Origin of the sequence: Dactylosporangium sp. NPDC005555, assembly GCF_040605635.1 — a bacterium.
Classification (GTDB): Bacteria; Actinomycetota; Actinomycetes; order Mycobacteriales; family Micromonosporaceae; genus Dactylosporangium.
This window is the reverse complement of record NZ_JBEXDG010000022.1, coordinates 29224-55370: the sequence shown is the minus strand read 5'-3', so window position 1 is coordinate 55370 and position 26147 is coordinate 29224. Positions and strand designations below refer to the sequence as shown.

23 protein-coding genes and 1 riboswitch are annotated in these 26147 nt (G+C 71.1%); of the genes, 8 read left to right on the top strand and 15 right to left on the bottom strand.

Going from position 1 to position 26147, the window contains the following annotated elements; translation table 11 throughout:
* Positions 1–57 precede the first annotated feature (57 nt).
* Positions 58–2340 (top strand): S8 family serine peptidase, encoded by a 2283-nt coding sequence (locus ABZS58_RS24775; RefSeq protein ID WP_354785244.1) that lies wholly within the window; start codon positions 58–60, stop codon positions 2338–2340.
* A gap of 64 nt (positions 2341–2404) precedes the next feature.
* Complete coding sequence (locus tag ABZS58_RS24770; protein WP_354785242.1) at positions 2405–2659, top strand: hypothetical protein; 255 nt, start codon at positions 2405–2407, stop codon at positions 2657–2659.
* A gap of 175 nt (positions 2660–2834) precedes the next feature.
* Here the strand turns inward: ABZS58_RS24770 and ABZS58_RS24765 are convergent, their stop codons facing one another.
* Positions 2835–3905: a dipeptidase gene (locus ABZS58_RS24765; RefSeq protein ID WP_354785240.1), complete on the bottom strand. Its 1071-nt coding sequence runs from the start codon at positions 3903–3905 to the stop codon at positions 2835–2837.
* Between the two features lie 91 nt (positions 3906–3996).
* Here ABZS58_RS24765 and ABZS58_RS24760 point away from each other — a divergent pair, with 91 nt between their 5' ends.
* Entirely contained in the window at positions 3997–4227 is a 231-nt protein-coding gene (locus ABZS58_RS24760) for a hypothetical protein (protein WP_354785238.1), read from the top strand.
* Positions 4228–4345: 118 nt separating this feature from the next.
* Here the strand turns inward: ABZS58_RS24760 and ABZS58_RS24755 are convergent, their stop codons facing one another.
* The 4 genes from ABZS58_RS24755 to ABZS58_RS24740 form a co-directional block, all read right to left on the bottom strand.
* The gene (locus ABZS58_RS24755) at positions 4346–5212 is read right to left on the bottom strand and encodes a GNAT family N-acetyltransferase (RefSeq protein WP_354785236.1); all 867 of its coding nucleotides are present in this window, start codon (positions 5210–5212) and stop codon (positions 4346–4348) included.
* 169 nt (positions 5213–5381) lie between these two features.
* Complete coding sequence (groL, locus tag ABZS58_RS24750; RefSeq protein ID WP_354785234.1) at positions 5382–7004, bottom strand: chaperonin GroEL; 1623 nt, start codon at positions 7002–7004, stop codon at positions 5382–5384.
* A 383-nt stretch (positions 7005–7387) separates the two neighbouring features.
* The gene (locus ABZS58_RS24745; RefSeq protein WP_203848689.1) at positions 7388–7591 is read right to left on the bottom strand and encodes a cold-shock protein; all 204 of its coding nucleotides are present in this window, start codon (positions 7589–7591) and stop codon (positions 7388–7390) included.
* 381 nt (positions 7592–7972) lie between these two features.
* Positions 7973–9229 carry an MFS transporter gene (locus tag ABZS58_RS24740; RefSeq protein ID WP_354785232.1) on the bottom strand — a complete coding sequence of 419 codons (1257 nt, stop codon included), beginning with the start codon at positions 9227–9229 and terminating at the stop codon, positions 7973–7975.
* 51 nt (positions 9230–9280) lie between these two features.
* Between ABZS58_RS24740 and ABZS58_RS24735 the strand changes: the two genes are divergently transcribed.
* Positions 9281–9787 carry a winged helix-turn-helix domain-containing protein gene (locus ABZS58_RS24735; protein ID WP_354785230.1) on the top strand — a complete coding sequence of 169 codons (507 nt, stop codon included), beginning with the start codon at positions 9281–9283 and terminating at the stop codon, positions 9785–9787.
* On the opposite strand, the gene ABZS58_RS24730 is transcribed toward ABZS58_RS24735, so the two are convergent.
* Together ABZS58_RS24730 and thrC are read right to left on the bottom strand one after the other, a co-directional pair.
* Entirely contained in the window at positions 9776–10801 is a 1026-nt protein-coding gene (locus tag ABZS58_RS24730; RefSeq protein ID WP_354785228.1) for a GNAT family N-acetyltransferase, read from the bottom strand. The two genes, ABZS58_RS24735 and ABZS58_RS24730, sit on opposite strands and share 12 nt — an antisense overlap.
* Before the next feature lie 364 nt (positions 10802–11165).
* Positions 11166–12434 (bottom strand): threonine synthase, encoded by a 1269-nt coding sequence (gene thrC / locus ABZS58_RS24725; protein WP_354785226.1) that lies wholly within the window; start codon positions 12432–12434, stop codon positions 11166–11168.
* A gap of 10 nt (positions 12435–12444) precedes the next feature.
* A riboswitch (SAM riboswitch) is annotated at positions 12445–12583 on the bottom strand.
* Between the two features lie 101 nt (positions 12584–12684).
* On the opposite strand from thrC, the gene ABZS58_RS24720 reads away from it, so the two are divergent.
* A complete protein-coding gene (locus tag ABZS58_RS24720) occupies positions 12685–13599 on the top strand; it encodes a glucosyl-3-phosphoglycerate synthase (RefSeq protein ID WP_354785224.1) in 915 nt (304 codons plus the stop codon).
* Here ABZS58_RS24720 and ABZS58_RS24715 read toward each other — a convergent pair.
* From ABZS58_RS24715 to ABZS58_RS24705, 3 genes are read right to left on the bottom strand one after another with little or no spacing between them, the layout of a single operon-like run.
* A complete protein-coding gene (locus ABZS58_RS24715; RefSeq protein WP_354785222.1) occupies positions 13580–14050 on the bottom strand; it encodes a hypothetical protein in 471 nt (156 codons plus the stop codon). The two genes, ABZS58_RS24720 and ABZS58_RS24715, sit on opposite strands and share 20 nt — an antisense overlap.
* Positions 14051–14086: 36 nt before the next feature.
* Positions 14087–14968 (bottom strand): ABC transporter permease, encoded by an 882-nt coding sequence (locus tag ABZS58_RS24710; RefSeq protein WP_354785220.1) that lies wholly within the window; start codon positions 14966–14968, stop codon positions 14087–14089.
* Positions 14965–17721, bottom strand: a complete 2757-nt coding sequence (locus ABZS58_RS24705) for an alpha/beta fold hydrolase (RefSeq protein WP_354785218.1) — start codon at positions 17719–17721, stop codon at positions 14965–14967. Before ABZS58_RS24705 ends, ABZS58_RS24710 begins: the two co-directional genes overlap by 4 nt.
* An 84-nt stretch (positions 17722–17805) precedes the next feature.
* Here ABZS58_RS24705 and ABZS58_RS24700 point away from each other — a divergent pair, with 84 nt between their 5' ends.
* Positions 17806–19992 (top strand): AAA family ATPase, encoded by a 2187-nt coding sequence (locus ABZS58_RS24700; RefSeq protein ID WP_354785216.1) that lies wholly within the window; start codon positions 17806–17808, stop codon positions 19990–19992.
* 60 nt (positions 19993–20052) lie between these two features.
* On the opposite strand, the gene ABZS58_RS24695 is transcribed toward ABZS58_RS24700, so the two are convergent.
* Together ABZS58_RS24695 and ABZS58_RS24690 are read right to left on the bottom strand one after the other, a co-directional pair.
* A complete protein-coding gene (locus ABZS58_RS24695) occupies positions 20053–20406 on the bottom strand; it encodes a DUF3263 domain-containing protein (RefSeq protein WP_354785214.1) in 354 nt (117 codons plus the stop codon).
* Between the two features lie 59 nt (positions 20407–20465).
* Positions 20466–21251, bottom strand: coding sequence for a DeoR/GlpR family DNA-binding transcription regulator (locus ABZS58_RS24690; protein WP_354785212.1), 786 nt, complete (start codon positions 21249–21251; stop codon positions 20466–20468).
* A gap of 186 nt (positions 21252–21437) precedes the next feature.
* Here ABZS58_RS24690 and ABZS58_RS24685 point away from each other — a divergent pair, with 186 nt between their 5' ends.
* Positions 21438–22385 (top strand): ROK family protein, encoded by a 948-nt coding sequence (locus ABZS58_RS24685; protein WP_354785210.1) that lies wholly within the window; start codon positions 21438–21440, stop codon positions 22383–22385.
* A complete protein-coding gene (gene nagA, locus ABZS58_RS24680; protein WP_354785208.1) occupies positions 22382–23494 on the top strand; it encodes an N-acetylglucosamine-6-phosphate deacetylase in 1113 nt (370 codons plus the stop codon). The genes ABZS58_RS24685 and nagA overlap by 4 nt, the downstream gene beginning before the upstream one ends.
* Here the strand turns inward: nagA and ABZS58_RS24675 are convergent.
* From ABZS58_RS24675 to ABZS58_RS24665, 3 genes are read right to left on the bottom strand one after another with little or no spacing between them, the layout of a single operon-like run.
* Positions 23452–24318 (bottom strand): hypothetical protein, encoded by an 867-nt coding sequence (locus ABZS58_RS24675; RefSeq protein WP_354785206.1) that lies wholly within the window; start codon positions 24316–24318, stop codon positions 23452–23454. The genes nagA and ABZS58_RS24675 overlap by 43 nt on opposite strands.
* Positions 24319–24347: 29 nt before the next feature.
* Complete coding sequence (locus ABZS58_RS24670; protein ID WP_354785204.1) at positions 24348–25379, bottom strand: helix-turn-helix domain-containing protein; 1032 nt, start codon at positions 25377–25379, stop codon at positions 24348–24350.
* A gap of 8 nt (positions 25380–25387) precedes the next feature.
* Positions 25388–26095, bottom strand: coding sequence for a phosphatase PAP2 family protein (locus ABZS58_RS24665; RefSeq protein WP_354785202.1), 708 nt, complete (start codon positions 26093–26095; stop codon positions 25388–25390).
* Between the last annotated feature and the right edge of the window lie 52 nt (positions 26096–26147).

The window sequence follows — 26147 nt, the reverse complement described above, 5'->3', positions numbered from 1 at the left end:
CCAGTTTGCCCCTCCGGCTCATCCGAAACTGTCACAGGCGGGTCGTAGAGTGCGGCCATGATTCGGTCACGGGGTTGGGCGCTGGGATTGACCATCGTCCTCGGCCTGTGGACGGTGGCGGTCACCGTCGCGGTCCACGCCGGGGTGTGGGTGGTCAGTGAGGGCCTCCTCGCCCTGGGCTTCGGCCTGCCCCGCTCCGTCTGGCCGACCGCCGGCTGGCTGGTCTTCGTCCTGGTCGCGGTGCCCGCGCTGCTGCTCGCCCGGCTCTGCGGCGTGCCGTTCGCCCGCGTGGCGGGGCGGCAGTGGGCGCTGACCGCGCTGTTCGGCGCCCTGCTGGGCACCGTCCGCCTGATCCCTGACACCTATCACGAGGTCTATCTCGCGCTGCTCGCCCTGGTGGCGGGCCTTGCCGCGGTCGTGCACCGCTTCACCCGGGGGCGTGCTGATCGGGCCGACGGTTGGCTGCTGTGGTTGTCGCTCACGATCGGCCTGGTGGCGCTGCTGCCCTGGCTGTGGGTCGGCGCGTTCGGCGGGCAGTTGGAGACGGCCCTCGCCGTCCTCGCCGCCGTGGCGGTCGCCTGGCTCGCCGTCCGGCCGGCCACCGCGCTCGTGGCGCTCGGCGGGCCGCTGCGCAGCACCTGGGGCGGCACGGCGGTCGGCGGCCTGACCGCGTCCGTCGGCCTGGTCACCCTCGTCTCCGGCGCCGGCGAGCCCGGGGTGCAGCTGTTCGCGCTGATCGCGGTGCCTGCGCTGGCCTTCGCCCTCGCGGCGCTGGCCCGCCGCGGCCGCCCGTCGGTCCTGGCGATGCTGGCGCCCGCGCTGCTCGGCCCGCTCGCCCTGGTCGACCCCGAGGAGACCTCGCTGCTGCTCGGCACCCGCGACATGGCGTGGTGGGCCCTGATCGGCTCCCTCGCCGGCCTCGCCCTCGCGCTGCTGGTGGGCGCCCTCGCCGTCCCGGCGACCGGCAGGATCCGGTGGCAGCCGCGGTTCGCCGCCCTCGCCGCGGTCGTCGCCGTTGCCTGCGGCGTGGGCGTCTATGCCAGCGCCGGCCGGCCCGGCTTCCACGGCGAGCACCTCTTCGTGATCATGAAGGAGCAGGCCGACCTGAGTGGGCTGCGCGACGAGCCCGACCGCACCACCCGCATCCGCAAAACCTATGAGCGGCTCGTCACCACCGCCGAGCGCTCCCAGGCCGCACTGCGCTCGACGCTGCGCGCCAAGGGCATCGGCTACACACCGTTCTATTTGGTCAACGGCATCGAGGTGGACGACGGGCCGCTCGCCCGCCGGTGGCTGGAGGGCCGCTCCGACGTCGACCGCGTGCTGTTCAACCCGCGGCTGCGCCCCTTGCCGGCCGCGGCGGCCCCGACCCGCGGCGACCTGCCCGCGCCCACCGCCCCCGCATGGAATCTCACGCTCATCAAGGCCGACCGGGTCTGGTCCGAATACACGACCGGCCGCGGGATCGTCGTCGGCAGCTCCGACTCCGGCGTCGACGTCACCCACCCGGCCCTGCGCGCCTCGTTCCGCGGCGGCGACGACTCCTGGCTCGACCCGTTCAACCACGCCCCGCTGCCCGACGACAACAACGGCCACGGCACCCACACCCTGGCCACCGCGGTCGGCGCCGGCGTGGGCGTCGCCCCCGGCGCCCAGTGGGTCGCCTGCTCCAACCTCCCGCGCAACCTGGGCAGCATGGCCAACTATCTGAGCTGCATGCAGTTCATGCTCGCGCCCTATCCACCCGGCGCCGACCCCATGCACGCCGGCCGCCCCGACCGCGCCCCGCAGGTCCTCACCAACTCCTGGGGCTGCCCCTCCGTCGAGGGCTGCGACACCCGCTCGCTGCGCCACGCCGTCGACGCCTTCGCCGCCGCGGGCATCTTCTTCGTCGCCGCCGCCGGCAACACCGGCCCCGGCTGCGCCACCATCACCGACCCCCCAGCCAACTACCCGGCCACCTTCACCATCGGCGCCGTCACCCGCTCCGCGAAGGTCGCCTCCTTCTCCAGCCGCGGCCCCGCCCCCGGCAACCTCGCCAAGCCCGACCTCATGGCCCCCGGCGCCGCCGTCGTCTCCGCCCTGCCGGGCGGCGGCTACGGCGCCCTCAGTGGCACCTCCATGGCCACCCCCCACGTCGCGGGCGTCGTGGCCCTGATGTGGGCCGCCAACCCCACCCTCATCGGCAACATCGAAGAAACCCGCCAACTCCTCCTCACCACCACCCAGCCCGTCGACGCATCCACCTCCCCCTGCGGCCAACCCGACACCGCGGGCGCCGGCCTCGTGGACGCGCTGGCTGCCGTGACCGCCGCCGTCGCCACCCGCCCGTCCCCCTGACCCTGGCTCGGGCGGCGGCCTGTGCGCGGAGCGTTCGACGGCGTCGGTGCGGCCGGGGATCTCGATGTCGCTGATCACGAAGGTGGTGCCGGTGTGGCGCCGCTTGCGAGGGGCGTCCGGGTCCATCGATGATCGGCTCGAACCCGTCCAGCTTCACGGCAGCGGCCTGTTTCTCATGATCTGTGAAGGGTTTGTGTCGCCAGAGAGCCTGTTGCGTTTTGGCGGAAACCGTCTCGTCGACGGTCGTCGCGACCCTCGACGGCTACCGATCGGCCGCGACCGGCTCGCACAGCCGTGTTTTTCTCAGCACGGAACGTGAGACGGCCATTTCGCAACAGGCTCCAGAGTGGCGCAAACTCTTCCGGATCATCGAGAACCTCGCCGAGGCGGCGCAGCCGACACCAGCGCACGTTCGCTCGACCGAGGATCCGCGCGCGCCTACCCACAGACGGGCGGCGGCTTGCGGGCGGGACTCGTGTTGCGGGGGGTGCTGGTCAGCCGCAGGTGTCGCGCAGGACGCGCAGGGGGTTGTCCCAGGCGAGTTTGCGCAGGTCGGCATCGGACCAGTTGCGGGTGCGGAGCTCGTCGAACAGGGCTGGGTACGCCGACACGTCGGGCAGGCCGGTGGGGAGGACCTCCGTGCCGTCGAAGTCGCCGCCGAGGGCGACGGCATCGAGGCCGGCGACGGTACGGACGTGTTCGACGTGGTCGGCGACGTCGCGGACGCTCGAGGGCGGGCAGGGGTTGGCGGCGATCCACTGTCGCTGGAGCCGCTCGAACTCCGGCGAGCCGACCTCCGCGGGGATGGCGTCCTCGACCCGGAAGAGCTCGTCGCCCCACTGGCGGCAGGCCTCGTTGAGGAAGAACGGCACGAAGGTCACCATCACCACGCCGCCGGTGTCCCGGACGCGGGTCAGGACGTCGTCGGGCACGTTGCGTGGGTGGTCGCACAGTGCCCGGGCGGACGAGTGCGAAAAGAACGCCGGTGCGGTCGACACGTCCAGCGTCGCGTGCATCGTCTCCGGCGAGATGTGTGACAGGTCGGCGAGCATCCCGAGCCGGTTCAGCTCGCGGACCACCTCCACGCCGAAGGCTGACAGGCCCCCGACCGCGGGGTCGTCCGTCGCGCTGTCGGCCCACGCCGTGTTCTTCCCGTGGGTCAGCGTCAGGTAGCGGACGCCCAGCCGGTGCAGGCTGCGCAGGACACCGAGTGAGTTGTCCAGGCAGTGCCCGCCCTCGGCGCCGAGCAGCGAGGCGATCCGTCCGCTGCCGGCTGCCCGCTCGACCTCGCCGGCCGTCGTCGCGAGGGCCAGATCATCGGGGTACGCGCCGATCAGCCGGTGGACGAGGTCGATCTGCTCGAGCACCTTCACGGTCGCGTCCGCCTCGGGACCGCCGCACGGGACGTAGACCGACCAGAACTGTGCCTTGACGCCGCCCGTCCTGAGCCGGGGGATGTCGGTGTGCAGCCCTTCGACGTGCCCGGTCATGTCGGTCGCGCCCCGCATCCGGAGTCGCCAGGGCAGGTCGTTGTGGCCGTCGATGACTGGTATCGCACCGCTCATCCCACCGACTGTAGGGACGATATGAGGATTTTGCCCGCATCACGTGAAGGGTCCTCATATGGTGGGAGCGGCCTACACGAGGGGGAAAGCCATGGGCAAGTCAAAGAAGAACAGCGACTTCGACGGCCGCGGCATGCACCGGAGCGAAGACGACCTCGGTTACCTGGACCAGGACATGTCCGACGACATGACCATCACGCCGGACACGGACATCGCGGCCCGGACGGCGACCACGAACACGGCCACCATGCAGGCGAAGAAGATCCTCCAGGACCAGCAGACGAGCGTGCAGGACAAGCGCGCCAACCAGCCCGACCGCTGAGCTTTCCGAAATGTAGAGACGGCATCGGCCGCCCGTGGCACAACGGGGGATCACTGGGCGCCGATGCGACGTGTGCGGGGCAGGACTGTGGCGAACCCACGGCCTGCCCTTCATGCGTTCACAGCGTCTTCGTGTAGATCCAGAAGATCCGTTCGAGCCGCGCGCCGACCGTCTTGGAGTAGAACGCGACCGGCCCCGCCCACCCGATCTGCGCCGTGCGGTGCCCGTCGGCGTACTGGTCCGCGAGGCACCGCCGCAGCAGCACCCGCCCGACGCCGAGGCCTTCCGCCGCCGGCGCGGTGCCCATGGGGCCGAACCAGCTGGGGCGGTTCGCCCCGTACGCCGCGAACCCGAGGATCTCGCCGTCCCGGGTGGCGACCCAGCAGCCCTGCGCCTGCCGCACTTCCCAGGCCCAGCCGTCGCCCCAGATGCCCCGCACCCACTCCGGCGCGGCGGCGTCCGCCCGCAGGACCTTGACGCCCGCGCGGTCGAGCCGCTCCTCGTCCTCCTGTTTCGCCTGGCCGGCCCTTTCCAGGTCGGCGGTCATGTTCCAGGCGGTGTCGGTGTGCTCGTATCCGGCCCGCTGCGCGAGGCACACGGCCGGCGTGTACCGCACGTCGATCCCGGGCCACGCGTAGCACGGCGGGTTGCCGCCGATCCTGACCCGCCGCGCCCCTCGCTCCGCCAGGCCGCGCTCCGCCGCTTCCAGCAGTCTTCGGCCGATGCCGCCACGCCGCCGGTCGGGCCGGACCACGAGCAGCTCGACGTGCCCGAGGTGCGGGTCCCGGTCACTGATCGACCCGAACACCGCCCCGGCGAGGCGCCCGGCGTCGTCCCGCTCCGCGAATCGCACCGTAACCCGCCCGGCCGGCGGCGCGCCCAGCCGCCGCACCAGCGCCTCCGCCTCCCCGGCATCCTCCGGGAGGTCCAGCGCCGCGGCGCACAACCGGCTCACCTCACGGTCATCCACCCGCTCCACGATCATTTGGTAAAGATACCTAACTGTTAGCGCCCACCCTGCTGTCCACGCGCCTCAGGTGTCCCGAATCTCACAAACACCAACACAACCGCCCATGCCGCGAAGACCCGACCTGGACAGCAAGAAGGGCAGGCCCGAAACGGGCCTGCCCTTCTTGACGAAGGAAGACGTGGACTCAGAAGTCCATGTCGCCGCCGCCGGGCGCACCCGCCGGCGCCGGGTTCTTCTCCGGCTTGTCCGCGACCACTGCCTCGGTGGTGAGGAAGAGCGCCGCGATGGAGGCGGCGTTCTGCAGGGCGGAGCGGGTGACCTTGGCCGGGTCGATGATGCCCTCGGCCAGCAGGTTCACGTAGTCGCCGGTGGCGGCGTTGAGGCCCCAGCCGGCGTCCAGGTTGCGAACCTTCTCCACGACGACGCCACCCTCGAGGCCGGCGTTGACGGCGATCTGGCGCAGCGGCGCGTCAAGGGCGACCTTGACGATGTTGGCGCCGGTGGCCTCGTCGCCGACCAGGTCCAGCTTGTCGAACGCCGACTTGCCGGCCTGCACGAGCGCGACGCCACCGCCGGGGACGATGCCCTCCTCGACGGCCGCCTTCGCGTTGCGAACGGCGTCCTCGATGCGGTGCTTGCGCTCCTTGAGCTCGACCTCGGTGGCCGCGCCGACCTTGATGACCGCGACGCCGCCGGCGAGCTTCGCCAGCCGCTCCTGCAGCTTCTCGCGGTCGTAGTCCGAGTCCGACTTCTCGATCTCGGCACGGATCTGCGCCACCCGACCGTTGATGCCGTCGGCGTCGCCGGAGCCCTCAACGATCGTGGTCTCGTCCTTGGTGATGACGACCTTGCGGGCCTTGCCCAGCAGGTCGACGGTCGCGTTCTCCAGCTTGAGACCGACGGTCTCGGAGATGACCTGACCACCGGTCAGGATCGCGATGTCCGTCAGCATCGCCTTGCGGCGGTCGCCGAAGCCCGGGGCCTTGACGGCGACGGACTTGAACGTGCCACGGATCTTGTTCACGATCAGGGTCGCGAGGGCCTCGCCCTCGACGTCCTCGGAGATGATCGCGAGCGGCTTGCCGGACTGCATGACCTTCTCCAGCACCGGGAGGAGGTCCTTCACCGCGGAGATCTTCGACTCGACGATGAGGATGTACGGGTCGTCGAGGACCGTCTCCATCCGCTCGGTGTCGGTCACGAAATACGGCGAGATGTAGCCCTTGTCGAAGCGCATGCCCTCGGTGAGCTCCAGCTCGAGCCCGAAGGTGTTGCTCTCCTCGACGGTGATGACGCCTTCCTTGCCGACCTTGTCCATCGCCTCGGCGATGATCTCGCCGACGGTGGAGTCACCGGCGGAGATCGAGGCCGTGGAAGCGATCTGCTCCTTGGTCTCGACGTCCTTGGCAAGGTTGGCCAGCTCCGACGCGACGGACGCGACGGCGGCCTCGATGCCGCGCTTCAGCGCCATCGGGTTGGCACCCGCGGCGACGTTGCGCAGGCCTTCACGGACCAGCGCCTGGGCGAGGACGGTCGCGGTCGTCGTGCCGTCACCGGCAACGTCGTCCGTCTTCTTCGCGACCTCCTTGACCAGCTCGGCGCCGATCTTCTCGTAGGGGTCCTCGAGCTCGATCTCCTTGGCGATGCTCACACCATCGTTGGTGATGGTGGGCGCGCCCCACTTCTTCTCGAGGACGACGTTGCGACCCTTGGGGCCCAGCGTCACCTTGACGGCGTCGGCGAGGATGTTCATGCCCCGCTCGAGGCCGCGGCGCGCTTCCTCGTCGAACGCGATAATCTTGGCCATTCGGCGTTGTCCTCCTGGACACTCCGGCTACGCCTCGGCCCACGTGGGGCCGGCGGCTCGCCGCCTGCTTTCGCACCTTCAAGGACCCAGTGGGATCCTCGCTGGCCGGGCCGGATGAGCCCGCGACGACCAGCCCCTCGACGCTCCCGCGCCCAGGCGCTGCACCGCCCCGACCGTTGGCACTCGCCTGATGCGAGTGCCAACTCCTGTTTAGCACTCTGGCCCGGCGAGTGCAAGCAAACCCGAGGTGACGGCCCGGGTGGTCGAAGCGCCGCAAAGAGCGTCAAATCAGGCATGAATGGCGCGAACAATGCCGAAAAAGACGCAGGGCACCGTTCCTCATCAATGAGGACGGTGCCCCGGCGGGGTGTGGACGAACGTTGTCAGGCGAGGTGACGAACCTTCTCCGCCTGCGGGCCCTTCTGGCCTTGCGCGATCTCGAACTCGACGCGCTGTCCGTCTTCCAGCGATTTGTAGCCATCCATCTCGATCGCGGAGAAGTGGACGAACACGTCCTGTCCCCCGTCGACCGCGATGAAGCCATAGCCCTTTTCGCTGTTGAACCACTTCACGGTGCCCTGAGCCACGGTGCACTTCCTCTACTTCAGTCCCTCTTTTGTCACTCCGGCTGGCTGTGGGGACCAGCCTTGAGGTCCTCGGCCGGCACGCCGGGCCAAGGGGTGGCACCGCGCGAGGATCGACGACCGAAACGGACGGTACACGAGATATACCGAGGCCCGACAGCCCCAAACCGGACAGCAAGGTCACGGTTCATGCGCGCACAAAAGGTCCCCGATCGAACCTTTCTTGGGGTGATCGACAAACAGCGAGCGCATCGGCAGGCGTCGAATAGTGAGCACAAACGAATAAGGAAACGTCAGACGAATCCGAGAGGAAGCGCCGATCTTGCGGTTGGAACCGGAAGCCGCGACTGGAACCACGCAACCTGTCACAACCGCAAGATCGGCCTACTTCCGCACTGCTTCCGTGCCCGCGGAAGGTGCGGACGTCAACTCGCGGAGACTCCGCAAGGGTGACAGAACAAGCGGCACGACGGATATCAGCATTCCGGCGCACGCCACCCAGATCGTCGGGTGGACACCGATGACCGTGCCGAGCACGCCGCCGACGAGCCCGCCGATCGGCATCGTGCCCCACACGATGAAGCGCATCGTCGCGTTCATCCGGCCCAGCAGGTCGTCGGGAGTGATGGTCTGCCGGAAGCTGACCTGGGTCACGTTGTACACGACGACGCCGATGCCGAACATGACGCTGCCGAACGCGGCGAGCCACAGCCGCCAGTCGTCCCGGGCGAACGGCACGAGCAGCTCGCCGAGCGACGCGCCGAGCATCGAGATCCACATCGCCGGCCCCTGACCGAACCAGCGCACGAACGGCCCGACCAGGAACGCGCCGGCCAGCGCGCCGAGGCCGGTGACGCTGAAGTACAGGCCGATGACCGCCGGCGACAGCGCCAGGTCACGGGCGAAGTAGATGATGATCATCGCGTTGAAGATGGAGCCGAAGAAGTTGCCGGTGGCCGTGCACATGGAGATCGCCCGCAGCAGCCGGTTGCCCAGCACGAACCGGAGGCCCTCCATGATCTCCCGCCCGAGGTGGGCGTCGGCCTTGCGCGTGGGCGCCGGCTCGATCTTGCGGATCCGCCACAGGGCCAGCGCCGAGACCAGGTAGCTGGCCGCGTCGGCGGCGATCGCGAGGGGCCCGCCGAGGAACTTGACCAGGCCGCCGGCGACGGTCGGGCCGCCGATCTGGGAGGTGGAGCGGACCATCTCCAGCCGGGCGTTGCCCTCGACGAGGTGCTCCTTGCCGACCAGGAACGGCAGATAGCTCTGGTACGACACGTCGAAGAAGACCGTGCAGACACCGCAGAGCAGGCCCACCACGTACAGCTGCGGCATCCGCAACGCGTCGGCCCACCAGGCGACCGGGACGGAGGCGAGCAGGAGCGCCCGCACGACGTCGGCGACGATCATCGTCCCGCGCCGGCGCAGCCGGTCGACCAGGGCGCCGGCGGGGAGTCCGACCAGCAGGAACGCGGCGGTCTCGCAGGCGGCGAGGATGCCGACCTCCAGGGCCGTGGCGTCCAGCGTGAGCACCGCGACCAGCGGCAGTGCCAGCAAGGTCACCTGGGTGCCGACCTGACTGATGGTGTCGGCGGTGAACAGCAGCCGGAAGTCGTGATCGCGGAGGAGGCCGAGTCTCACGGACCCACTGTCGATGACCGATTGGGAAAAGTCAATCGTTAGACTCGGACGATGCGGCGACCAGCTACCGACGCGGAGGCCAAGGCACTCGCCTCCGGCATCCGCCTGCGCATCATCCGGCTCTGCCTGGACCGGGCGCTCACCAACAAGGAGATCGCCGAGCGGCTCGACGCCAATCCGGCGACCGTCCTGCACCACGTCCGGACGCTGGTCGCGACGGGCTTCCTGGTGCCGCAGGAGGAGCGCCGCGGGCCGCGCGGCACGCGCGAGGTGCCCTACCTGGCGACGACCAAGTCGTGGCAGCTCAGCCTCGGCGGCCAGCGCGCGGGCACCAACCGGGCGATGCTCGACGCCTTCGAACAGGAGCTGGCGCTGCTGGACGCCGAGATCGACGCGATCGACTTCGCCCGCCTCGGGCTGCGGCTCACCCCCGAGGAGTGGGAGGAGCTGCGGGTCCGCTTCCAGGCCCTGCTCGACGAATACGCCGGCCGCGAGCGGACCCACGGCCGACCGTATTCGATCTTCCTGGCGATGTACGAGGACCGCTCAAGAGACTGACGTCTGCCAGTTGGCCCACCGATCCACCGCGCGGAAACCGATCGCCTCGTTGATCGCGATCATGTGCGCGTTGACCTCGGCGTTGAAGGTGTCCACGATGCGCACCGACGGCTCCTGGGCCCGCAGCGTGCTCAGGTTGACCAGCTTGGTGATCAGGCCGAGCCGGTGCCCGCGGTGCTCGGGGTGCACCAGGGTGATCAGCTGCCAGGCGTGCCAGTCGATCGTCTTGGCCACCCGGATCGCGGTCCACGCGACCACCCGGCCGGTCGCGTCGTGGATGACCCCGGTCTCATACCGGCGGGAGCCGTACTGCGCCCGGACCGCCGACGCGCTGCGCAGCCGCTCGGCGTCGACCTTCTCCGGCTCGAGGTCCAGCTCGCCCATCGGCGACTCCTCGAGGAACGAGCTGTCCAGCAGCGCCAGGTCCTCGACCAGCTCGGGCGGCGGCGTGTTGCCCCACTGGACGGTCGAGTAGCCGGCCGCCTTCGGCCAGCTCTCGGCGAGCATCCGGTCCAGGGCGGCGTCATCGGCGCTCGACAGGTCCAGCCGGCGGCGGACGTCGAGCAGCTTGTTCGAAAGGCCCAGCGCCTCGGCGAACGGCGCCGCCGCTCCGATCGGCGTGCCGGCCTCGTCGGTGAGCACGCTGAAGCCCATCACCGACGTGCGGCCGCGGGCCGTCCCGAAGTCGACCGCGTGCCGGAAGAGCGCCCGGCCGACGCCCTGACGGCGGTGCTGCTTGGGCACCAGCACGTCGAGCAGCGCCTTGTCGAGGTTGTCGTGGTCGGGCAGGTCGAGCACGGCCACGCCGACCGGCTCCGCGCCGCGGTAGGCCAGGAAGGTGTGCCGCTGCGCGCCCGGCAGGGGCACGCGGACCCGCACGTCGTGCTCATAGCGGCAGTTGGGCGGGAAGTCCGGCAGGTCGGCGAGGATCGCCGCGTTGCCCAATGTGAACGCCGCGTCGACCTGCGCCGGGTCATCGGCGTCCAGCTCGACGATGCTGAGGTCCTGGGTCATGCCCGCCAGGGTGGCGCACCGGCACATCGACGGACAACAGATATTCGCATCGATGCCCGGAAATTGGTCGAGAGGACGCTCGCCAGCACCTCCGGTGCTGTGGTCGCGGGCCTGGACCAGGGTCCGGGCCTCGCGGCGACACGTCCTCCCGCATCGAGCATCCTGGCGCGCGGTCCTGAGGTCGTCAAGTCCCTCAGCGGGTGGCTTCGAGACGCTCGGCTCGACCGTGATCACGCTGCGTCGCGGTCGCCTCCGTCGATCGGCTGAGGAGCCCCTCGTCCGAGCGTGGAAGCGCTCTCTCGATCGCAGCCGATCCGACACCGTCCGTGACAGCTGTCAACTGGTTGCGCAAAAAAATCAGCCGTCAGCTCAAAAGCCCGGCCTCGCGCACGGACTTCAGCGAGGGCTTCACCCGGTGCGATGGGCCGACCCTGCCGGCGACCGCATCGAGGGTCTTCAGCCCGTCGCCGGTGTTGAAGATGACCGTCTCCTTCGCCGGGTCGAGCCTGCCGGTCTCCACCAGCTTCTTCAGCACCGCGGCGGTGACCCCACCGGCGGTCTCGGCGAAGACGCCCGCGGTGCGGGCGAGCAGCTCGATGCCGGCGCGGATCTCGTCGTCGTCCACGTATTCCATCCAGCCGCCGGTCCGGCGCACCGACTCCAGTGCGTAGACCCCCGCGGCCGGGTCGCCGATGTTGAGCGACTTGGCGATGCCGGTCGGCTTGACCGGGACGATCTCGTCGGTGCCCTTGTGCAGCGCGACCGCGATCGGGTTGCACCCCGCGGACTGCGCCCCGAACACCGTCCACTCCGTGTCCGGCACGAGCCCGATCTCGACCAGCTCGCTGAACGCCTTGTCGATCTTGGTGAGCAGCTCGCCGCTGGCCATCGGGATGACGACCTGCGCCGGGATGCGCCAGCCGAGCTGCTCGGCGACCTCATATCCCAGCGTCTTGGAGCCCTCGGCGTAGAACGGCCGGACATTGACGTTGACGAACGCGGTGTCCTCGAACTCGTCGGTCTCCGTCAGCTCCGAGCAGAGCCGGTTGACGTCGTCGTAGGACCCTTCGATCGCGACGACATCCCCGCCGTAGACGGCGCTCATCACGACCTTGCCGGGCTCCAGGTCCGACGGGATGAACACGGTCGACGGCACCCCGGCGCGCGCGGCGTGCGCGGCGACCGAGTTGGCCAGGTTGCCCGTGGAGGCGCACGAGTAGCGGGTGAAGCCCAGCGCCTTCGCGGCCGTCAGCGCCACCGAGACGACCCGGTCCTTGAACGAGTGGGTCGGGTTGGCCGAGTCGTCCTTGACCCACAGCTGACCGGTGATGCCGAGCTCCCTGGCCAGCAGATCGGCCTTGATCAGGGGGGTCAGCCCCGGGTCGAGCGTCACGCGGCTGTCGGGGTCGGTGCCGACGGGCAGGAGCGGCGCATAGCGCCAGATGTTCTGCGGACCCGCCTCGATCTGCTCCCGGGTGACCCGGGAGAGCGCCTCGGCGTCATAGCCCACCTCGAGGGGGCCGAAACACTCATAACAGGCGTGCTGCGCCGCGAGCGGGAACTGCGCCCCACAGCCACGGCAGACCAGGTGGCGGGCGGGAGAGTCGGTGAAGACGCTGAGCGTCGAGGTCATGGAGGCCTTCCTCTCATCTTCCCCAGGTGCATGGCCTTGCGCACCGGGACGGATTTGGCACCTACCGCGACCGGCCTCAACGTCGAGACGCGTCGCAGGGGTTGCCGGGGCTTCATCGGGCCGTATCCCTCTGCCCCTCTGGATGAGGTATTCAGTTGTGACGAGCGTGTTTCGACTTCGAGTGTAAGGGCCGACACGGGTGGCGTCGTATGAGTCATCTCACGAGATGGACCTGACTACGGTTTCACTCATGCATTCCGACGCGGCCGCCTGGTTCGCCAAGCGCACCTCGACCTGGCGCGACTGGACCCTCGCCGACCTTCAGCGCCGTAAGGGCGGCACCCGGATCAGCGTGGTGCTGCCGGCGTTGGACGAGGAGCCGACCGTCGGGGAGATCGTCACCGGTGTGCGCACCCTCATGCCGCTCGTCGACGAGGTGATCGTCGTCGACTCCGGCTCCGTGGACCGCACCGCCGAGGTCGCCCGGCAGGCGGGAGCCACCGTCCACCACCGCGACGACATCCTCCCCGGGACCGGATCCCGGCCCGGCAAGGGTGAGGTGCTCTGGAAGGCCCTCGCGGTCACCAGTGGCGACATCCTGGTGTACGTCGACGCCGACCTCACCGACTTCCAGCCGCACTTCGTCACCGGGCTTCTCGGCCCGCTGCTGGAGGACCCGGCCACCCTCATGGTGAAGGCGTTCTACGACCGGCCGCTGCTGGACGTGTCCGCCTCCGGCGGCGGGCGGGTCACCGAACTCGCCGCACGGCCGCTGCTCAACGCGTACTTCCCCGAGCTCGCCGGCGTGGTGCAGCCCCTCGCCGGCGAGTACGCGGCCCGCCGCTCGCTGCTGGAGTCGCTGCCCTTCGCGGCCGGGTACGGCGTCGAAACGGGCCTGCTCATCGACACCTACCGCACCGCCGGGCTCGACGCGATCGCCCAGGTCGACCTCGGCCAGCGCACCCACGGCCACCAGGACACCGCGGCCCTGGGCCGGATGGCCGCGACGATCCTGCGGACCATCCACACCAGGGTCACGCCGGGCACGCCGATCTGGCCGACCCTCACCCAGTTCGCCAGGCACGGCGACACGGCGACCCCGGTCGATCACGACGTCGCCCACCCCGACCGCCCGCCGATGCGCGCTACACGGGCTCAGGGGTGAACTGCCACAGGGTGGAGGTGGTGATGCCCGCGCCCACGAGGGCGGTCACGACGGCGGCCCACTCGGCCAGGAGCAGCCACAGCGGAGTGTCGATCACGGCGGTCGGCGGCTCACCCGTCAGCGTCGCGACCACCACGACCATCGCGACCAGCGACAGCAGCACGAACGTGAGCACCACGGTCAGCCGCAGCGCCCAGTGGCCGACGGAACGGCCGGTGGCGAACAGCAGCGCGCACAGCGTGACCAGCACCGCGACCGCCGCCGAGGCGACCGCGCCGACCATTGTGAAGATCTGCGCGGTGAGGGCCTCGGCGGGGCCGTTCATCGCGTTGGACGAGGCGATGTAGGTGGTCCAGGCCGCGATGTTGGCCTGGTCGTAGTAGAGGGTGGCGGAGAGCGCCGCGAGGCCGAGGACGAGCAGCCACGCACCGCGGAGCGCCGAGATTCGCATGGACCGGCACCCTACCGGTCAGTACGCGAATCCCGTTCAGCTCACCACGTCCTTGCGCAGGAAGCGCCACCACGCGAGGGAGAAGAAGACGGTGGCGTACGCCAGGGACGCGATGCCGCCCTTCACCATGTCGTCGGTCTGCAGCGGGGTGGACAGCAGGCCGAGCCACGCGTCACCGTAGTGGGTCGGCAGGAAGTTGCGGATCGTGCCCAGCGCCGTGATCTGGTCCAGGATGTTGGACAGGATCTGCAGCAGGACCGCACCGCCGACGGCGCCGAGCGGGGCGTCCGTGGACACCGACAGCAGGAACGCCAGGGACGCCACCACCAGGAGCGAGACGCACAGGTAGCCGACGATCTCCAGCAGCCGCACGACGCTGGTGCCGGCGGCGATCTCCCCACCGATCGGCGCGTTGAGCGGCGCCCAGCCATAGCGCAGGGTGCCCACCAGCATGGCCGTGCCGACCAGGATCAGCACCGCGACGAGGCAGTAGAGCAGCGCCGCGGTCACCTTGACGCCGAGCAGCCGGGCCCGCGGGACGGGCATCGCCAGCAGATACCGCAGGCTCCCCCACGACGCCTCGCTGGCCACGGTGTCGCCGCAGAAGAGGGCGACGACCACGACCAGCAGGAAGCCCGAGGACACCAGCAGGGTGAAGAGGGTGAAGTTGGCGCCGCCGGCCGTGGCCAGGTCCGACAGGCGGGAGAACTCGCCGCCGTTGCCGCCCTCGCCGTCGCCGCCGCCGTTGTCGAGCTGGAAGGCGACCAGGATGATCAGCGGCAGCAGGACCATGAAGCCCAGTGCCATCTGGGTGCGGCGACGGGCCGCCTGCCGGCGGATCTCCGTCCACAGCGAGAGGGTCGCGCCCGGCTTGTAGCCCGGCGCACCGCCGATGACGTCCACGGACGAAGTTGTCATGACCGCTCCCCACTGGCCTTGGTGTCGCCGCCGACGAGCGACAGGAACGCGTCTTCGAGCCGCCGCCGCGGCGTCACCCGGTCGATCCCGACGCCGGCTCGCACCAGCGCCGCGACGACCTCCGATCGGGGCACGCCGTCGAGGTTGACGACCAGGCCGCCGTTGCCGCCGGAGGCGGTGACCGAGCGGACCCCGTCGAGCTCTTCGAGCACCTTCGAAGCGGCGTCCACGTCGGACACGTCGAGCTGGACGGTGGGCGAGTCGCCGACGATGTCGTCGACCTTGCCGGTCGCGACGACCTCGCCGCGGTGCATGACGACGACGTCGGTGCAGGTCTGCTCCACCTCGGCGAGCAGGTGGCTGGAGACCAGGACCGCGCGGCCGCCGGTCGCGTACCGGCGCAGCACCTTGCGCATCTCGGCGATCTGCGGCGGGTCGAGCCCGTCGGTGGGCTCGTCCAGGACGAGCAGCTCGGGCAGGCCGAGCATGGCCTGGGCGATGGCGAGGCGCTGCCGCATGCCATGGCTGTAGGTGTTGACCCGCCGGTTGACGGCCGTGCCGAGGCCCGCGATGTCGAGCGCCTCGTCGAGATGCGCATCGTCGGAAGGCCGGCCGGTCGCCGCCCAGTACAGCTGGAGATTCCGCAGACCGGTGAGGTGCGGAAGGAAGCCCGGCCCTTCCACCAGGGCGCCGACCCGGGACAGGACCGGGGCGCCCGGCAGGAGCTGGTGGCCGAAGACGAAGATCTCGCCCTGGCTGGGCCGGGTGAGCCCCATCAGGACCCGCAGCGACGTGGTCTTGCCGGCGCCGTTGGGGCCGAGGAGGCCGACGACCTGGCCGCGCTCGACGGTGAAGTCGACCTTGGCGACGGCGACGAAGTCCCCGTACGTCTTGCGCAGCCCCCGCACGACCAGCGGCGTGTCGACGAGGTCGGTGTCGACGCGGCGTTCGATCCGCCGGGCCCGGCCGCGCGCGACGAGGATCGCGACGATCAGGCCGACCGCGATCACGGCGACGAGCGCGGCGAGGACGTAGCGCCAGATGACGTCGGGGTTGGCGAGCGGTGTGCCGGCGATGTTCGGCAGGGTCAGCGCGCCGTCGACGGCGACCTGGTAGACGACCGGGTCGGGCGGCGACAAGTACGCGGTGTCGGCGGTGGCGACGGTGACCCGGACGCTGCTGCCGGCCTCGAACCGGTGCACGACGGCGGGCAGCGTGACGGTGACGGGCTGCGCGTCGGCGATGTCCTTCGGCAGGCCGGTGAGCCTGACCGGCGCGATGAGCCCGTCGGGGATCGACGCGGCGCCCTTCGCGGGCACGTCGTAGAGCTTGACGAACAGCACGGCCTCGCCGGTCGGCGACGCGGCCCGGATGCGGACCGTCGGCGCGCCGGCCGCGTCGAGGCGCGCGGTCAGCGGCGCGGACGTGAAGTCGGCGTGCTGGCCGGGGATCTCGACGGACACGCCGCTGCCGAGGAGGCTGGCGAGGCCGGCGATGGGCAGCGACGAGATCGCGGCGGGGTTGCCGTTGGGCGGGTTGGCGATGCCGGTGGGGCCGCCGGTGAGGGGCACGCTCTCGGTGGAGGTGCCGGCGATGCCCGGGTAGGTCGACGTCGACGACGCGGTGGTGACGAGCCCGCGGCCCTGGGCGTTGAGACCGGATACCCGCGAGTAGGTGAAGCTGTTCTCCGGTGCCTTGCCGTTGCCCTTGACGTAGTGGTCGAGCCATTGCGCCGTCAGGTACCGCAGCCGGTCGACCTCGGACTGCGGCCCGGTGCCGCCGTCGTGCCCGCCGGTGAACCACGCGACCCGGACGGGCGTGCCGGTGGCGGCGATGCCACGGGCGTTGGCGTCGCCCTCGCTCAGCGGGAACAGCGTGTCGACCTGCCCCTGGATGAGCAGCGTGGGCGCCTTGATCCGGTCCAGGACGGGCGCGGGACTGGACCTGCGCAGCAGCGCGACGGCGTCCTCGTCGGCCTTGCCGGTGGTGGCGATGTCGAGGTACGCCTCGCAGACGTCCCTGGCGAACCGGCCGCATTGGGCGTCCCCGGCCGGGGTCCGCTGCGGGGCGTCGACCCCTCCCGTGAGGGAGCTGATCGGATCCGCGTTGCCGGAGCCGAAGAACAGGCCCGCCCACTGCTTCTTGAACACGCCGCCCGACGGACCCTTGCCGGTCGACTCGGGCAGGAACACCCGCGACAGGTCGTTCCACGTGATCATGGGGACGATCGCGTCCACCCGCTTGTCCTGCGCGGCGAGCAGGAGGGCGAGGGCGCCACCGTACGAGCCGCCGACCGCCGCCACCCGGGGGTCGCCCGCCGCGTCGGTCTGGATGTCGGGACGGGCCGCGAGCCAGTCCAGCAGGCGCTGGGCGTCCTTGACCTCCCAGTCCGGGCTGTCGATGTGGATCTCGCCGGTGGAGCGCCCGAAGCCCTGCGCGGTCCAGGTCAGCACCGCGTAGCCAAGGTCGGCGAAGTCCTCGGCGTCGGACTTCACGCTCTGCTTCGTCCCACCGAAGCCGTGGGCGAGCAGGATCGCCGGCTTCTTGCCGCTCTTCTTCGGCAGGTACAGCGTCGTGTCGAGCGTCACCTCGGTCGCGTCGTCGGGCCCGGTGCGCACCGTGATGCGCTGCTCCTCGGTGCGGAACGTGGCGGGCGACGGGACGACCGCCCAGCCGACCAGACCGGCCAGCAGCAGGGCGACCACCGAGCCGGCGATGACCCTGCGCCGGTCGAGACGCGGTAAGAGACGCATCGGCCAAACGTACGCAACGGATGTTGCGCTCTGGCGAATTCCTCAGCAGGTTCACAGCAAGCGGCAGGGTTATACGCTCGGTGGGTGGCCGCGACCTTGACGCTCACCGCCAGCCTGCGCCCCGCGGCCCTGGACGCCCGCCGCGGCGTGGTCCGGCTCCACCCCGAGGTCCTGTCCGCGCTGGGCCTGCGCGCCGGCGACCCGGTCACGCTCACCGGCCGCCGCGAGTCCGCCGGGATCGCCGCCGTCGCCGGGGCCGGCGCCAGCCGCGCCCTGCTCTACGCCGACGACCTCCTGCTGGGCAACCTCGGCCTGCGCGACGGCGGGCAGGTGACGGTGTCGGCGGCGCCGCTGCGGGCCGCGACCTCGGTGACGCTGGCCGGGCCGGCCGCGATCGCCGCGGCCGTGTCGCCGGAGATGCTGCGCCTGGCCCTGCTCGGCAAGGTCGTCACCGTCGGCGACAACGTGTCGCTGCTGCCGCAGGACGTGTCGCTCACCTCGCTGGACCCCGGCGTGTTCGAGGCGGCGCGCCGCACCCTGTCCAACACCGTCGGCTACGCCTGGACCAGCGCGCTGCTCACCGTCGCGGCCGCCTCACCCGCCGCGGGTGCGCTGGTCACCATGGACACCGCGGTCGGCTGGCAGCACGGCCACGCGACCCACGCGCCCGGGGGCGCCGTGGTGCGGGCGGCTCCTGACGAGCCGGCCCTCGACGATCTCCCCGGCCTGAAGGCGCAGGCCGAGCAGCTGAGCGAGCTGCTCGACCTCGGGTTCCACCACGGCGAGGTGCTCGCCAAGCTCGGCACGACGGTGTCGCTGGGCGTCCTGGTGACCGGCCCCGCCGGCTCCGGCAAGTCCGCGCTCGTGCAGGCCGTCGCGGCGAGTGTGCGGGCCCAGGTCGTGCAGCTGTGGGCGCCGGAGCTCGCGGCGCTGACGAACAACGACGCCGCCGCCCGGCTGCGCGAGGCAGCCGCCAAGGTGCGCGCGGCCGCACCGGCCATCCTGCTGGTCGCCGACGTGGACGCCCTCGCCCCGCGCGACCAGCCGGGCCCGCTGTCGACCGTCTTCCGCCAGCTGATCGGCGAGCTCATCCGCGACGGTGCGGCCGTGGTCGGCACGACCAGCCGCTCCGAGTCCGTCGACCCCGCGATCCACGCCCCCGGCCTGCTCGCGCACGGGATCGCCGTCCCGCTCCCCGACGCCGCCCTGCGCCGCGAGCAGCTCACCGTCCTCACCCGTGGCATGCCCCTGGACGACGACGTCAGGCTCGACGACGTCGCGGCCCGCACGCCCGGCTTCGTCGCCGCGGATCTCGCCGCGTTGTCCCGCGAGGCAGGTGTACGAGCCGCGCTCCGCCACCGCCGCGAGGGCGAAACCCCCTGCGTGCTGATGGCCGACTTCGAGGCCGCCCTGGAAGTCGTGCGCCCCACGTCGATGGCCGAGTCCTCGTTGGAGCTCGCCAAGGTCACCCTCGACGACGTCGGCGACATGGCCGAGGTCAAGCAGACCCTCACCGAGTCCGTCCTGTGGCCCCTGTCCTACCCGGACGCCTTCTCCCGCCTCGGCGTCGAGCCACCCCGCGGCGTCCTGCTCTACGGCCCGCCCGGCTGCGGCAAGACATACCTGGTCAAGGCGATCGCCGGCACCGGCAAGGCCAACGTCCTGTCCGTCAAGGGCGCCGAACTGCTGTCGAAATGGGTCGGCGAGAGCGAACGCGCGGTCCGCGAGCTCTTCCGCCGCGCCCGCGAGGCCGCCCCGACCCTCGTCTTCCTCGACGAGGTCGACGCCCTCGCCCCGACCCGCGGCCAGGCCACCGACGGCGGCACCACCGACCGCGTCGTCGCCGCCCTCCTCACCGAACTCGACGGCGTCGAATCCCTGCGCAACGTCGTCGTGATCGGCGCCACCAACCGCCCCGACCTGGTCGACCCCGCCCTTCTGCGTCCGGGCCGCCTCGAACGCCTGGTCTTCGTCCCGCCGCCGGACGCCCCGGCCCGCGCCGAGATCCTGCGCGCCGCCGCTCGTACGGTGCCGCTCGCCGCCGACGTGGACCTGCCTGCGCTGGCGGCCTCGCTGGACCGCTTCTCCGCCGCGGACTGCACCGCGCTGATCCGCGAGTCCGCTCTGGCCGCCATGCGCGAATCCCTGGAAGCCACCGAGGTCACCGCCGCGCACGTGGCCCTCGCCCGCGACCGGGTCCGCCCCTCGCTGGACCCTGGCCAGGTCGCGTGGCTCGCCGCGTACGCCGAGCAGCACCAGTCCCGCAGCTGACCCGGGGCGAGCGCGCCGGCAAGGCGACATCCACCCGCTGGACAGCTGGCGCGGCTGTCGCTAGTGGCGGCGGGAGCGGGAGGCTCGCAGGCGGCGGAGGCGCTGGACGACGATCGGGTCGTGCGCCAGGGCCAGGGGGTCGTCGAGCAGGGTGTTGAGCAGCTGGTAGTAGCGGGTCGCCGACAGGTTGAAGGTGTCGCGGACGGCCTGCTCCTTGGAGCCTGCCTGGCGCCACCACTGGCGCTCGAAGGCGAGGATCCTCTTGCTGCGTTCGTCGAGCTCAGGCGGCTCCTCGACCGTGGCAAGGTCGGGGGCGGGCTCAGGGTCGGTGGTGACGTCGCTGTCCACGAAGTCGTCGGCGTCCTGGGTGGACTGCGTCGGGACGCGAGTGGCGGCGAGGTCGTCGCGCTGCATCGTCGCTCCATCGTGACTGCGGGGCTCGGGGGTCCCGCAAGCCTACCGCCGTCACACGGTCAGGCGGTCACGATCTTGACGCCGGCGGCGGTGAAGGCGGCCAGGGTCTCCGGGGTGGCGTTGGAGTCGGTGACCAGGGTGTCGATGCGGTCGATCGGGCAGATGCGGGCGAACGCGTGGCCGCCCAGTTTCGAGCTGTCGGCGATGATGACGACACGGCGGGCGCGGGCGACCATGAGGCTGTTCATCGCGGCCTCGCCCTCGTGGTGGGCGGCCGCGCCGAGGGTGACGTCGAGCGCGTCGACGCCGAGCAGGGCGATGTCGAGGGTGACGTCGCGCAGGATGTTGCCGCCGAGGGGGCCGACCAGCTCGAAGGACTGCGGGCGGACCACGCCGCCGGTCACGACGATCTTCATGCGGGAGCGCACGAGCAGCTCGTTGGCGATGTTGAGGGCGTTGGTGACCACGGTGAGCTGGGCGTCGTCGACGCCGCCGGTGAGCTCGGGGCGGACGGCGAGCGCGCGGGCGACCTCGGTGGTCGTCGTGCCACCGTTGAGGGCGACGACCATGCCCGGGGACACCAGCGCGGCCGCGGCGGCCCCGATGCGCTGCTTCTCCGGTGCGTGTTTGGCCGTCTTGTACCGCAGCGGCAGGTCATACGAGACGCCGTTGGCGACCGCCCCGCCGCGCGTGCGGGTGATCATCTGCTGCTGGGCGAGCTGGTCGAAGTCGCGGCGGATCGTGGCCTGCGACACGTCGAGGCGCTCGGCCGCGTCCTCCACGCTGATCCGGCCGCTGTCGGTCAGGATCTCGAGGAGCGCGTTCCAGCGTGCGTAGCGGTCCACTGACCCCTCCTTTGCGCGTACGGTGCGAGATGTGTGCACAATAATGCGCGAAACTACGGGTAAACGCAAAGGCAACTGCTCAAACTAACCTCCGGGTTACGGTTGCCAGCCTGCCCGACAGTGCGCAATGATGCGCGAACCCGCCCGGTTTCATGCCACATCGATCAGCGCGAGGACGAGCTACACATGACGAAGACCGTGATCGCCCTCGATGTTGGGGGCACCGGGATCAAGTGTGCGCTGGTCGGCGCCGAAGGCGACGAGCGGCACCGGGTCCTGCACGCCGAGCGGCACGCCACCGGGCGCGAGCGCGGACCCGAGGCCGTCATCGCGACGATCCTCGACATCGCCGAAGGCCTCGCCGCCACCGCCCGCGCGAAGGGGCTCGACCCCCGTGCCGCGGGCGTGGCCGTGCCGGGCGTGATCGACGAGCGCAACGGCATCGCCGTCTGGGCCGCCAATGTGGGCTTCCGTGACGTACCGCTGAAGGCCCTGCTGGAAGAGCGCCTGGGCCTGCCCGCGGCGCTCGGTCACGACGTGCGCGCCGGTGGGCTCGCCGAGGCGCGGCTGGGCGCGGGCCGGGACCACTCCTACGTGCTGGTCATCCCCATCGGCACCGGCATCGCCGCGGCCAACGTCGTCAACGGTCAGGTCTACACGGGCGCGCACGGCGCCGCGGGCGAGATCGGCCACATCGTGGTGCGCCCGGGCGGACCGCGGTGCGGGTGCGGGCAGCGCGGCTGCCTGGAGTCGATCGCCTCCGCGTCGGCGGTCGGCCGCCGGTACGGCGAACAGGCCGGCCGACCCGCCACTGCCGAAGAGGTCGCCCGGCTCGCCGCCGAAGGCGAACCCGTCGCGGTCGCCGTGTGGCAGGAGACGATCGACGCCCTGGCCGACGGCCTGATGACCGGCATCGCCCTGTTCGACCCGGCGGTCATCGTGCTCGGCGGCGGACTCGCCGAGGCCGGCGAGGCACTGCTCGCCCCGCTGCGGGCAGGGGTCCACGCGCGCGTGACGTTCCACCGCGAGCCGACCATCACCCGCGCCGCGCTCGGCGACGAGGCCGGCTGCCTCGGCGCCGCCCTGCTCGCTCTGGACAGCATGCAAGACGACAGCACAGGAGGATCTCGATGACGTTGGTGTCCGGCGTACGGGTGATCGCGGGGGACCGCGTCATCGACAACGGCTTCGTCCGGGTCGAGGGCGACCGCATCGCCGAGGTCGGCGCCTCCTCCGACGGCTCGCCGGTCACCGCCACGGTCGTGCCCGGGTTCGTCGACATCCACGTCCACGGCGGCGGCGGCGCCACCTTCACGACCGGCGACCCCGCCGCTGCCCGCACCGCCGCGGCGTACCACCTCGGCCACGGCACCACGACGATGCTGGCGAGTCTCGTCACCTCGCCCCCCGACCTGATGCTGTCCGCCACCAAGGCCTTCGCCCCGTTGGTCAGTGAGGGCGTCCTCGCCGGCGTGCACTTCGAGGGCCCGTACCTGTCACACGCCCGCTGCGGCGCGCAGAACCCGGCCCACCTGCGCGAACCTTCACTCGACGAGCTCACCGCGCTCATCGACGCCGGCGAGGGCGCGGTCCGCATGGTCACCGTCGCCCCCGAGCTGCCCGGCGCGCTGGACGCCATCAAGCTCCTGGTCTCCCGCGGCGTCGTCGCCGCCCTCGGCCACACCGACGCCACCTGGGAGGAGACCCTCGCGGGCGTCGACGCCGGCGCGACGGTCGGCACCCACGTCTTCAACGGCATGCGCCCCCCGCACCACCGCCAGCCCGGCCCGGTCTTCGCCCTCCTCGGCGCGGCACCGGTCACGTGCGAGTTCGTGGCCGACGGCGTACACCTCCATGACGGCACCCTCGCATTCGCCGTCTCGGTCACCGGTCCGGCCCGCGCCGCGCTCATCACCGACGCCATGGCCGCCGCCGGCATGCCCGACGGCGAATACGAGCTCGGCGGCCAGAGCGTCGCGGTCGCCGACGGCGTCGCCCGCCTCACCCGCGACGGCTCCATCGCCGGCAGCACCCTCACCATGGACGCCGCCTTCCGCCGTGCCGCGGGCGCCGGCCTCTCCCTCGTCGACGCCTCCCGCATGGCCTCGGCCACCCCGGCCATCGCCATCGGCCTCGGCGACGAGCTCGGCACGCTGCGCCCGGGCCTGCGCGCCGACCTCGTCGTCCTCGACGACTCCCTTCAGGTCACTCGCGTCATGCGCTCCGGCACCTGGTTGTCATAAGCCTCGACGAGGGCGGCCATGTATGAGACCGCGAGCTCGCGAACAGTGAGGTCCGGCACCGCCCCGGCAAGCGCGACCACGGCCAGATCCACCCCCGGGGACCTGCGGCGACCGAAGAGTCGTCGCAGGTGACCGACCCCCTCGCGCACACTCGGACCCGCCATTGGATCATCGGCGATCACCCCCAGCCGCGCGCCGACCTCATCGGGTGCCGCGGCCTGCATCAACCGGATCACGTCACTGGCGTCCTTCGGCTTCAACCGCTCCGGCCGTCCGTGGTCCGCGTCCGCCAGTCGTTCGGCGATCTTGTGCGCCTTGGCAACGAACAACGCGGGAACCCCGGCGACCGCCACCGACCGGACGCGCCCATCGACCTCTGATTCAAGGCTGGCGATCCGCAGGACACCGTGATCAACTACGGCCGCTTCCAACCCTGGCGTCCGGCGGGCCGAATTTCGCCCGTGCTCGGGAAGCCGGGCGGAGCGACGGCCGGCACCTGCGAGCGACTCGGGCACCAGAAGGTCGACCGGAATCTCGACGATCGCATCGCCGACCAGAGTTCTGGTCGTCCACGTGCCCGGCGCCGAGGAGAGACGGAAGCCAGCACTTGTCATCGCCTCGTCGATCCTTGGGTCGGGACCGAGGACTCGGGGATCGAGTGCCAGATCGGCATCCGAGGTGAAGGGGGCGATGCTGGCGTCCAGTTCAGCGGCTCCGGTGCGGGCATAGACGGCTTGGGCCCCGGCGAGCACGACTGCCGCAGCGTGCCCGGTAAGTGCGTCGAGCGCGTTCAGGAGCACGCAGCGAGCAGCAACGTACAGCATCGGAGATTCAGTAGCCATAGGGCCATACTCTACTGAAGTGCGGGAAGGCTAGTCAGGCGCCAGGTGCTGGGGTTGGTGCGCATCCAGGTGAGGACGGCGGCGGCCTCTTCGGGGAGACGGCCGTTGCCGCCGAGGCAGTCCAGGACGAGCTGGCTCAGGGCGACGTGCTCGGCGCAGTCAAGCGTCCGAGTGCCGACCAACTGTGCCGATTCGTCCTCGGCCTGCAGGATCACCACGTCGGCACCGCGTTCAGCGGGGAGCAGCCGGCCGAACCGGCGCACCGCCGCAGGGTCCGACGCGTAGAGCACCAGCTGTGCCGGCGCAGCGACCGGCGCGATCGCCGAGGCAGCGAATGAGCCGGTCACGATGGCGCGGGGCGCCCCTGGGACGGACAGCCGCTCGTACAGGGCCCGCGGACCGCCCGGAGCGACATAGCCGGCGGCCGCATTGTTACGCAGCAGTTGATAGCCTTCGGCGCCGACCGCAAGCAGCGCGGGCCAGTCGACGTCGAGGATGCTTCCGCGTCTGTCGCGCTCGATCAGCGCGGCTTCGGTCATGGCCTGCAGCAGGGTGGAGACGTAGCCCTTGCTCAGTCCACTCGCGTCCGCCAGGTCGGTCAGCCGATACGGCGGCATGGTGTCGACGAGCATCCGGACGAGCCGGCGGGCGCGCGGACCGTTCCAGCGGGCGGGCGGCCGGGCCGAAGGGGCGGGATCCCGGTCGGCGCCCTGGAGCCTCACGTAGATCGGCGGGCGCTCCACGGAAAGGCGAACGTTGCCGGTCAGGTCGATGTACGAATATCCACCCCGGTCGAGCAACTCACGCGTGCGGGGACTGATCCACGGCGCGATCACCAGCGTCCCGGGACCGCCTTCGAGCCTGCCGACGCCGCGCGGCGACAGGGTGCTGAGGGTCAGGACCCGCAAGGAGCCACCGCCGGGAAAGTCCCAGTCGACGTCGCCCGACGGCTGCAGGTACACCGGCAACAGCTCAGTCAACTGACGCCTGGCACGGTCCCGGATATCCGCTGCGAGCATCAGCCAAGTTTTCCACAACAGCAATTTTGCTGCTATCGCAAACTGGCGGTTCCAGTGAACTTCGGGGCTTCGAGAGGGCCGGACCAGGCGGCCAGGCGGCGGGGCAGGGGGATGCGGTCCCAGGGGACGCGTTGCATGAGGCGGTCCAGGACGATGCCGAGGCAGATGGCGGCCAAGCCGTCAGTGACCCAGTGGAAGCTCAGGTAGGTCGTGGTGAACAGGACGATGGCCGGGGCGCCGTAGCGGATCGCGCGGAGCTGGCCCGGGCGGAGGAGGGCGCCGAGGAGGAGGGCCAGGACGCCGTACCAGATGATGGCGTTGACCACGTGCCCCGACGGATACGACATCCCGGTCGGCACGTGGAACAGGTACTCGGGGTGCTCGACCTTGTGGTCGCTGGCGGCGGTCCGATCGCTCCACACCTTCAGCGGGCCGATCGTCAGGTACGTGATGACGAACCCGCCGATGACCGGGAGCGCGGGCCGCACGGAGTGGGTGCGCCAGCCGACGAAAAGGGCGGTCAGCACCGCCAGGGGGGTCAGGACCTGGCCGCCCTGGCCGAGGTAGTTGAAGACGCGGGCGGTCCAGTAGGCCCAGGTGGGGCGGTGGGCGTCGACGAGGTCGCGGACCGCGAGGTCGACGGACAGCAGCGGGGTGCGCAGCGCGAGCGCGACGGTGATCGCGGCGAAGAGTGCCAGAAGCACCAGGTCGAACCACAGGGCCGGGCGCACGTTTCGCATGCCGGAAAACGCTACCCGACGACGCTCACGTGACCCGGCCCTGGACAGAGAC